We start from the raw sequence: 6,865 nt of genomic DNA, 5'->3' as shown, positions 1-6,865 counted from the left end.
ACCCATTGCATGGCATTCGTCAAATGCGATCGCACCCTCAAAATCAGCACCAGCCCACTCCACGATTTGCTTGAGCCGGCTTTTGCCTCCCTTTTGCGATCTTAATGTTGAGTAGGTGCAGAACAAAATGCCTTGGGTGAAAGGGATGCGATCGCCTAGTTTGATGTTACTGAGGTCAATAATATCTTTTTCACTACCACCCAGCGCACACCAATCACGTCGGGCATCCTCAATTAGTGCAGAACTCTTGGAAATCCAAATGGCTTTTCTTCGACCTTGACACCAATTGTCTAGAATGATACCAGCTACCTGTCTGCCTTTACCAGCACCTGTACCATCGCCCAAGAACCAACCACGGCGAAATCTAACGGCATTTTCTTCGCTATTTGCTACCACAGTTACATTATCCCACGAATCATCTACCAAGTATGAGCCGGAGAGAAATTCTGAATGGGCTTGACCTGCGTATATCACGCTTTCAAGTTGTGCCTCAGATAGTAAGCCTTGAGTGATGATGTGCTGAGTCAAGTGGGGTTTGTAAGTAGGAACAGGGAGAGAAACAAGAGCTAAGGCTGCACTTTCACACAATAAAGATGGATGAGGTAAGGCATTCTTAATTCTTAACCGTTGCGGACGGTAAGTTTCGTAAAGAGCATCCTTCAGACCTTCGTTGGCAGTCCACTCGACAACTTCATAATCAAGAGAAACAACCTCTGTAAATTCTGATGCTGTTTCTGGTTGTGCAATCGCAGTGCGTTTTGGCAAGTTAACGACTTTCTTAGAGAACGTTGCCACATTTGGAGTAGAACGTTCCCAAGCTTGTCGGGCGGGAAGTCGCTCAATCAGTGCCAATATTTCACCAAGCTCAAGGGTTTGAGGAATGCAGGGAATATCGGCAGGATTAGCAGCCGGGATTTTATCGATCACCGTAATGCGGGTGTCCATAGTTGTTCCGTGCTTTGAGTAAGCCCTGCCGTTGACCCCAACCGAAAGCACTACTGTTGCCTTCTCCTGCATCTTAATAAAAGTATCTCGCCAAGTCTGATTGTTTGGTGAGAACCAGTTAGCAGAAATTGTCACCAGCCGTCCGCGATCGCATAGCCTCTGTAACGCTGAGTTGATGTGCCGAGGGGTTGCATTTGGATTACGGCTGTTGATTTTCGGAGACGAAGAAAATGGTGGGTTCATCAAAACTACAGATGGCTGAGTTTTACCCGCCAGATAGTCATTAATTTGCTCGGCGTTCACAGAGAACAAGGGAACGCCAGGGAACAGTCGCCGGATAATCTTCGCCCGATCTTCTGCTAGTTCGTTGAGCATCAGACTTGCACCTTTGAGCTTGGCGAACTGGGCTAGAATACCAGTACCAGCCGATGGTTCTAACACCAAATCATTGCTGGTTATTTGCCCTGCTAATGCTACCAAGTATGCCAGTGGCAAAGGAGTCGAGAACTGCTGTAGTTGCAATTGTTCTTCGCTACGGCGGGTATGAGTCGGGCAAAGTGATTCCAGTAGTTGCAGTTCTGCCAGAGGATTTTCTGATAGTCCCTTTTGCCGGAGGTACAGTATTTGTGCCACCTCGACTGCTTCATAAGCGTCTTTCCACTGCCATGCACCTTCAGCCGCAGTGCCGAGGAAATATCGGTTCATCTGCGATTGAATGCTTTTAGTGCTTAAGGCACGGTGATCAAATAATAATTTGGTAAGTTCTTGAGCAACATTGACTACTGACTCCCCATAGTCCAACACAGTTTGTAGGTCAAACAGAGAGCCTTGTGAAAAGATTTGGCTTACCATATTTATATGTATTAATGTTTCACAAAAATTTGGCGTAGCCTTAGCTGCTCTGGAAATTGCCCCAGAACAGCTATCAAATCAGACTCAATTGTCTAGTGTGTATTTCTGCTGAATGCTCTCGTTCAATCCACTCAAAAGCACGTTTAAGGGTGAAAACAAATTCTTGCCAGGACTGCGGCGGCGGGATGTTGCGAGATGTTTGGTCAGCCGCATATTTGTTTACCAACACAGCTAACTCAATCATGTGTGAATAGGTATCAAATGCTAATTCGTGGCACTGAGAACGTATTTTCTTTTTGAGTTTCTCAGGTGATGTTTTCCAGAAAATACTCCAGTAGATTTTGTGATATTCTCCAGAAAGAGCAATCGCTGTTTCTAGATGTTGTCTTGCGATGGCAAAAACTGGATCGTCCGGCGCATATTTCAGCGCGACTGCCAATGCACAGTGTGCTGCTTGCATTGTCTTAAATTTTCAAAATGACCTTTTTGAATTGGAGCAAAGCAACTTGACTAAACAAAGCGATAGCTTAATGTGTGTGGTAAACGAAGCTATGTCGCCTTTGCTTATCGCTCTGTTTAGGTGCGTTTTAATTCACGCTTGCCAGCCTTGTCTTTGCAATATTTTGTTCAAGCGATTTTGGGATTTATCCTTTAGAGGACTTGCAAATTCTGCTGACATATAGTTTTGATTTTCTAGCTCTAACAAGTCTTTTTTGATAGATTTAACCAAACATTTGTCACACAAACATTCAAAAGGTTGCAAATATTCTGAATCACCGCACTTGTCGCACCCTATTAAGAGTACAATCTTGATAGTTTCCATGTTTTTTCTCCTAGTTAAACTTGTCAAATGTCAAACTAATCAAATTCTTTGAGAGCAACTGTGCGCCTATTTCTGCACATATAAGTACACAGTTTGTTTAGTTAAGCACTTTTCTTGCGAGGTTTACTGCGCTTGCGAGATTCAGTCTTAGCCGTTGATTGAACGCTGTCGCCGGATTTCTTGGGTTTGCTACGACGCTTGGTTTGCGGTTGTATTTCTTGTGCAGGTGGTAGTAATCTCAAGGTAGGAAATGGTAATACTACTGTTTGTGGTTCGCCTATTTTGGGTTCACAATCTGTTTGCAACTCCCAAGGGTCAGGAATTTGTTCAAATTTGTCAATATCTTTGGTTTCTGCTTCAGATTCTACAACAACAGGATTAGGAATATTTTTGGTTTCTGCAACTGGTGAAGGGGGTTGTGCAGAAATCACGGTATATTGAGATTGAGGGTGTAACAAGAAAAGTCCATTGATAAAATCGTTGAGCATTAAAACAATCATTGCCCAAAAGATAATTTCAATAGCTAGAGTGAGTATGTTTTGAATATCCATTATTTTTGTCCAAAATATTTTCACTGAAATTTCGCATAGCGTTCATAAGCCCCGTACAAATGTGCGAGGCTTAATTTAACATCTCAATATCAACAACTTGGATATTAAATCTCCAAAGAATAGATAATGAGCAAATTTTTATTTGCCATTAAAATGGAATATCTTCTACCTCGTCTGAAATATAATTTAAAGTTGATTGCTCAAATGATGCTGCTAAACTACTGGGCATAGATTTTAGTATCTTGTAATTTTCAGGATGCCAACATCCGTCACTGATGGAGTTTTGTAACCAATCGTTTAATTCTTCTTGCAGTTTTAAGTTCCTGGCAATAAAATCAATTTCTTCTGAAGTCCATTCTCTTTGACTACCATCAGAAACAGCGTGATTGATAGAGTAATAAAGTGATTGGTGGTTCATAACAGCCTCCATAAAATGTCAAAAAAATTCACGTAGCGGGGGAAAGCAGGATCAATTTTAACCATCCTGCTTTTTCTAATTAATTTCGTCTTAATTGTGATAATGGAGTTGGGCGAAAATGTAAGTCTCGTTCTATACCAACACTTAGCCTGCCACGATATTCTTGTAGTTCAGTCAGGCTGAAATAACTCAGTTCCTCTTCAAAACCTTGTACCAAACCAAAGAATGTATCTTCACCATCGAACTCAGTTGCATACCAAGTCCAGTTCGACAATGGATTGAAAAACTTGATGTATGCAATAGGATCTGCAATTTTTTCTTGACAATAGAGACTGGGTAATTGACTACGAATTTCCGGTGGTAATAAGTTCATTTTTTGTGAGTGATACTTCACTGAATTTTGCGTAGCAATTAACGAGTTTTCGAGCTTTCAGCCACTTCTCTCCCCCAAAAGTATGAGATGAAGTTAGTAATTTTGGGTGTAGATAATAAATTACACAAAATTTATGATTACGAGGACGTTAATTTCAGTAACCAATGAAATCTGGATTAATCCAACAACTATTCGACCTCATACACCTAAAAAATCCACTGATTGCCCTAGAATCTCCATTACCGGAGAGAGTGCGATTACTCACCAGTATTGCCAGAGAATCTAATGCCCAAGCGATAAACTGCTATCTGTGGTCACTGGAAGATGACCATCTTCACCAATTGCAAATTAACGAGGGTGAATTAACTCTACGGCTAGTAGAAGAATATCAACCCATCACTGCTAAATCCAGGCGTGAACATTATTTTGAAGTCTTGCGATTCTGGAAAACTACCAACCTGGAAGGCATTGTGATCCTGGAAGGGATATTTCCGTGGTTGGGTACTAATACAACTGACCCTGATTTTTTCCTGACTTCCGAGTGGATTAAGTCTGCGCTGATTAATCTCAAACTCTACAATCGCAACTCGAACAAAACAGCTATTCTACTTGGCCCTAACGCTAATCTCTCACCTGATATTGCGGCTCAAGTTCCTACTGTCACTCAGGAATTACCAACAGTCGAGGAAATCACGGATTATTTACCGCAAATTTTACCCGTAGTTTATAGTGAATCAGAAATTCATGATTTAGCGATCGCGGCGGTAGGAATGTACATTGCAGATATTGAGTATGGTGTCCATTCTGTAATTACTGATAATATAACAGCAGTTGAAAAACTTTCTGCTTACAAAATTAATCTACTCAAGCGGGTTTACAACATTGAATTTCTCCAGGCCCCAGCGATTGAAGTTGGTGGATTGGAACTGATGCAGGAATCGTTTAAGAAATACAAACGACTGACTACACCACTGGCTAAAGCTTACAATCTACGACTGCCCAAGGGTGTTTTATTGATTGGCCCACCAGGAACAGGTAAATCTCACTCGGCAAAAGCTTGTTCTCAACGTTTGGGTGCGCCCTTAATTATTGTCGAGTGGGGCAATTTCCGCAGTTATGGCAATCTTGCAGAATATAAGCTAAAAAAATTACTGGGGCTGGTGGATCGAATCAACCGCATCATCTTTTATCTAGACGACTTTGATAAGGGATTCGCCGGGGATGATGATTTATCCAGACGGCTGGCAGGAATGTTACTTACCTGGATGCAAGAGCGTACCAGTGATGTATTAATTATTGCTTCAGCTAACAATTTAGACTTATTGCCACCTGAACTTACCAGATGTGGACGATTTGATGAAATTTTCAAGGTAGATTTACCCAACAATGGAGAACGACACGAAATATTCAAAATTCACTTGAGAAGATTTGATGCACGTTTCCGTAATGGCAATCCATTCACTGATGAAGAATGGCGACGGCTGCTCAAGGAAACACAGCGTTGTGTGGGTGCAGAAATTCAGGCTATTGTAGAGAGGGCAGCAGCTACAACTTTCTGTCAAATGTTTCCACCGGATACTTTTGTACTAGATGAATTACCACCACTGGAAATTACATTAACTTCTTTGTTAGAAGCGAGAAAAAATATTAACCCTCTGGCAATTAGAGAAGCTGACAAAGTTGAAACCATGCGGAATAAAGCTGACCTTCAAGGACTACCATCTAGTCCCGTAGATTCTTCTGTCTATAGCCTGGGAAATGTCAATATTTTTGGTTGAATTTTGAATTGATTTATGCAAATCTCAAAAATTAAGCTCGACCCATATATTATGGGGCTGAAAGTTTTGAATATTGCCGGACCAATTGCTGGAATATGCTTGATTATTGGAATGCCTACTGTAGCGTATCTTCAAACACGCCCACAACAATTGCCCATTACACGCAAACTTATTCACAATGGGCAAAAATTTTATTTAGAAGTAGCTGCTAAACCAGATGAATTGGTGAAAGGATTGAAATTTCGTGCTACTTTACCTAGTGATAAAGGAATGTTATTTAAACTAGGTGAGCAATATCAGAATGTTGGGTTTTGGATGCACCAAGTTCGATTTCCCCTTGATATTATTTATCTTGACGATGGTGTGGTGACTACCGTAATTAATAATGCTCAACCTTGTTCTCAAGCCCCTTGTACTATTTATTATGGCAGTAGCGCTACAAAGGTTTTGGAATTACCTGCTGGTGTATCTAATATTCAAGTTGGAGATAAATTAACTTTTAAAAATCTCTATGCAAAAGATGATTCCAAGTAAAGAAATTAAGAATACGCTTTTAGAATCTCGCTGTCAAGTCGCTTTGCTCCAATTCAAAAAAGGTCAATAGGGTTTGAGACGCGCTAGCCCTGCTAAACACCTTTCAATAAAAATGCTTGAAACTCTTGTTTTTAAGAAGTTGCAATTATGGGCAATTAATCGGACATGATATAAGAGCTTAAAGCCTCAGTTTGGTTAGTAAAATTTAGTTGTGTTCCTGTAGCTATTTTCTGATTCAGAACTTAAAATAGCAATTAATACTGTTTGCGGGACTTTGGTATGACTTCCGAATCTAGCCTTTTGCAGCTATCCTAGCTAGTCGTGCCGCCATTCCCCGAACAGTACCTCCTACAACAAAAGTTACAATGCCAACATGAACATGAATTGGACTAACCAACATCAACAGGTGGCCAGGGAAGATTTAGTCATGTTCATTAACGCTTGTCTTTCCTGCACAGGACAGCGTGAGTTTTACAGTGATGGTTATGGGCAGCGTGTATCTATAGACTTTTTACACGACTATATTCTAGGTAATTACCGCTTGCTTTATACCCGGACATTAGCAGCAGGGATTAACCATTTCAACCAAGC

Annotated in this window: 8 protein-coding genes and 1 pseudogene; 3 read left to right on the top strand and 6 right to left on the bottom strand. The window is 40.9% G+C overall.

The window, feature by feature from the left end:
• The 6 genes from VB654_RS23365 to VB654_RS23340 form a co-directional block, all read right to left on the bottom strand.
• On the bottom strand, positions 1-1,797 hold a 1,797-nt coding region (locus VB654_RS23365; RefSeq protein WP_323216215.1), incomplete at its 3' end, for a strawberry notch-like NTP hydrolase domain-containing protein.
• A gap of 73 nt (positions 1,798-1,870) precedes the next feature.
• A complete protein-coding gene (locus VB654_RS23360; RefSeq protein WP_323216214.1) occupies positions 1,871-2,257 on the bottom strand; it encodes a hypothetical protein in 387 nt (128 codons plus the stop codon).
• 132 nt (positions 2,258-2,389) lie between these two features.
• Positions 2,390-2,620 (bottom strand): hypothetical protein, encoded by a 231-nt coding sequence (locus VB654_RS23355; RefSeq protein WP_323216213.1) that lies wholly within the window; start codon positions 2,618-2,620, stop codon positions 2,390-2,392.
• Positions 2,621-2,721: 101 nt separating this feature from the next.
• Positions 2,722-3,171, bottom strand: coding sequence for a hypothetical protein (locus VB654_RS23350; protein WP_323216212.1), 450 nt, complete (start codon positions 3,169-3,171; stop codon positions 2,722-2,724).
• A gap of 148 nt (positions 3,172-3,319) precedes the next feature.
• A complete protein-coding gene (locus tag VB654_RS23345; RefSeq protein ID WP_323216211.1) occupies positions 3,320-3,589 on the bottom strand; it encodes a hypothetical protein in 270 nt (89 codons plus the stop codon).
• 79 nt (positions 3,590-3,668) lie between these two features.
• On the bottom strand, positions 3,669-3,962 hold the full coding sequence (locus tag VB654_RS23340; RefSeq protein ID WP_323216210.1) for a DUF2958 domain-containing protein: 294 nt from the start codon (positions 3,960-3,962) through the stop codon (positions 3,669-3,671).
• A gap of 164 nt (positions 3,963-4,126) precedes the next feature.
• Here VB654_RS23340 and VB654_RS23335 point away from each other — a divergent pair, with 164 nt between their 5' ends.
• The 3 genes and pseudogenes from VB654_RS23335 to VB654_RS23325 all read left to right on the top strand — a co-directional run.
• A complete protein-coding gene (locus VB654_RS23335) occupies positions 4,127-5,740 on the top strand; it encodes an ATP-binding protein (protein WP_323216209.1) in 1,614 nt (537 codons plus the stop codon).
• A gap of 15 nt (positions 5,741-5,755) precedes the next feature.
• Positions 5,756-6,274 (top strand): DUF192 domain-containing protein, encoded by a 519-nt coding sequence (locus tag VB654_RS23330; RefSeq protein WP_323216208.1) that lies wholly within the window; start codon positions 5,756-5,758, stop codon positions 6,272-6,274.
• Positions 6,275-6,647: 373 nt separating this feature from the next.
• Positions 6,648-6,865: pseudogene (locus tag VB654_RS23325) on the top strand (hypothetical protein); the annotation flags it as partial.

It is taken from the genome of Nodularia sp. UHCC 0506, from assembly GCF_034931045.1.
GTDB lineage: Bacteria > Cyanobacteriota > Cyanobacteriia > Cyanobacteriales > Nostocaceae > Nodularia.
This window is presented reverse-complemented; position numbering and strand designations above follow the sequence as displayed.

Excerpts from the sequence above, each read along its gene's own strand:
- VB654_RS23350 (WP_323216212.1), bottom strand. The coding sequence starts at position 3,171 with ATGGATATTCAAAACATACTCACTCTAGCTATTGAAATTATCTTTTGG.
- VB654_RS23340 (WP_323216210.1), bottom strand. The coding sequence starts at position 3,962 with ATGAACTTATTACCACCGGAAATTCGTAGTCAATTACCCAGTCTCTAT.
- VB654_RS23330 (WP_323216208.1), top strand. The coding sequence starts at position 5,756 with ATGCAAATCTCAAAAATTAAGCTCGACCCATATATTATGGGGCTGAAA.
- VB654_RS23345 (WP_323216211.1), bottom strand. The coding sequence starts at position 3,589 with ATGAACCACCAATCACTTTATTACTCTATCAATCACGCTGTTTCTGAT.
- VB654_RS23360 (WP_323216214.1), bottom strand. The coding sequence starts at position 2,257 with ATGCAAGCAGCACACTGTGCATTGGCAGTCGCGCTGAAATATGCGCCG.
- VB654_RS23335 (WP_323216209.1), top strand. The coding sequence starts at position 4,127 with ATGAAATCTGGATTAATCCAACAACTATTCGACCTCATACACCTAAAA.
- VB654_RS23355 (WP_323216213.1), bottom strand. The coding sequence starts at position 2,620 with ATGGAAACTATCAAGATTGTACTCTTAATAGGGTGCGACAAGTGCGGT.